The organism is Yersinia pekkanenii (assembly GCF_001152565.1).
GTDB classification, from domain to species: Bacteria; Pseudomonadota; Gammaproteobacteria; order Enterobacterales; family Enterobacteriaceae; genus Yersinia; species Yersinia pekkanenii.
On sequence record NZ_CQAZ01000140.1, the window covers coordinates 1 to 2,157 of the forward strand.

A 2,157-nucleotide genomic window follows, 5' to 3' on the forward strand; every position below is an offset into this window, starting at 1 on the left:
CAGCGTGACAATAGAACCTCGTAAATTGGTTAATGCCTGGTATACCTCATCATCACCGCCGTCAGCCGCAGAGAGTGCCGCGCCGTCTACGACATCACAGACCCGCGTCAATATATCGACCGCATCGTCATAGCTTTCCGGTTGATATTGCGATGCAGCAAAAACCATTGCACCGGCACACAACACAATGATGAGCTGATAACTGGCGGCGGCGGTATTACTGTCACTGAGGTTGGGACGAAAGGTATTGTCATGGATGGTGGTTAATTCTTGCATCATACGGATTAAATCAAGGGTACTGGCTCCGCTGGCCAATATGGCACTGACGACAGCAAGAGTAGCATTGGCATGTGCTTCGACTGTGGAGGCTGATCGTAATGCCTCTGTGGCCCGATTTACTGACTCACGCCCTTCGACTGATACCGCCATTCTTTGTGCCACCAGCGCGGATAAATTGGTGGTATCACTTTGTGTACTGACAGATGAGGTAGCACCCGATACGCTGCCGCCAACTGTGCCGTGGTTGTAGCGCCCGTAGCGACCCCGACCCAGCGTTGAGCGGAGCACATTCCCAAGGTTTGTCGCTTCACTGGTTGTTGAATTCACCATATTGACCCAGAATGCAGCCGTACTCTTCAGCGTTCTAATGGTTTGAGTGACCGAGCGAATTTCACCTTTTACCGTCGCGATAAATGTCGCAACGGATTTAGAGGCCAAGCCAAACCATGAAGACTGAATCGATGAAACGGCATCCGCTGAGCTGGTGACGGAAAATACCCGCAAACCAGATTCAATAATCGTTAGCGTAAATTCAAAGACACGCCCTGACTCCCCCCCTTCATTCAGTCGAAGACCACTTTCGGGAATACTGACCGTCATTTCGCCCAATGTGGGGTGTATCAATGTTCCCGAATCGGGCATTTCACAGGCGGCAATGAGAGAATCCCGCTGGGTCATGACATCGGGAGCATTATAAAGACCGCTGCTTTGAATAAGGAATCCGCGAATAGTTATGCGTCGAGTTGCGCGGCCCATATCTTCAATCCATGCGGTATCTCGATAAGGGTATTCATGAATAGCCTGACGACGACCGAAAACACCTTCCGCCGTCATAACTGCAAAAGGAACGCCCCGAAAAGATGCAGGGTGAAGGTGCTCAGACCACTGCCAGCTATCACCACCCGTACCCAGTAAGTCAGAAAGCGCATTGTTAATCAGTGACATTTAGCCCTCCAGAAATGAAAAAACCCGCACAATGGCGGGCTGGCGTCAGTAATGTTTTTCTATTAGTGCTCTATTGGGTCGATACGCCGCGATAGATCATAAGTTCATGGAGGTTGCTACCTTTCCACTTTGACTCCCAGCGATAACCCGGCGTTCACCAGTTCTACTATCAATGATCGTCAGCTCTACCTCTGATTTGTTATCCCTCATCGCTTGAGCGATAGCGCTGGCAATCTGATCGGCACCGCCACCATCGCTTTGTTGGGGGGTGTTTATAGACGCTGGAGTAGATGCATTGATATCCGGGGTACTGGCACTACCTGAATTGCTTTGCTGGGGTGTATTGATATCAGGGGCGTTACCCGCTAACTCGCCTGGCTGAGGATGAATAGCAGGTAAGCCCGGCATAATTTTCTGGAGATAGTTCCGCGTTTCGGCGGGTGCTTTCCCTAACCCGTGCTTTTTGACATTCCCTTGCCCCCAGTTATAAGAAGCAACCGCCTTATTGACATCACCGTCGAACATTTTAAGCAAATCAGAAAGATATTTTGCGGCCGCTTCACTGGATTTATTAAAATCCATACGGTCTTCCGTGGAATTTAATCCATAATCCCTGCCCGTTGGTGGCATAAATTGAAATGGACCTTGCGCACCTTTTGGGGACAACAGATTTTTACCTCGCCCAGACTCAGCCTGATAGACGCGATCAAGAATAGTGGCTGGGAGGTCATACTGTGCCTCTAATTGCGTTAACCTTGCTTGTTGTTGATTGTCAGGGAGTATGTAAGGCGCATTGACGGGTGCTATTGCTTTACGCTGCTCTGCCTCAGCCCGTTGCTTTTCTTCCTCGTCTCTGGGGCCATAATACTGCTCATACTTCTTCCTGTAGCCCTCGGTCATAATGCCGTAATCTGACCCAACCTTATCCCACTC

The 2,157-nt window shown here is 50.0% G+C and carries 2 protein-coding genes; both read right to left on the reverse strand.

The features are described 5' to 3' along the window. Positions 1 to 1,224: DNA circularization protein (locus tag AEP37_RS23325; protein WP_049615563.1), on the reverse strand; the 1,224-nt coding region annotated here is incomplete at its 3' end. 96 nt (positions 1,225 to 1,320) lie between these two features. Beyond that, positions 1,321 to 2,157 (reverse strand): lytic transglycosylase domain-containing protein (locus tag AEP37_RS23330; protein ID WP_049615564.1); only part of this gene is annotated, 837 nt, incomplete at its 5' end.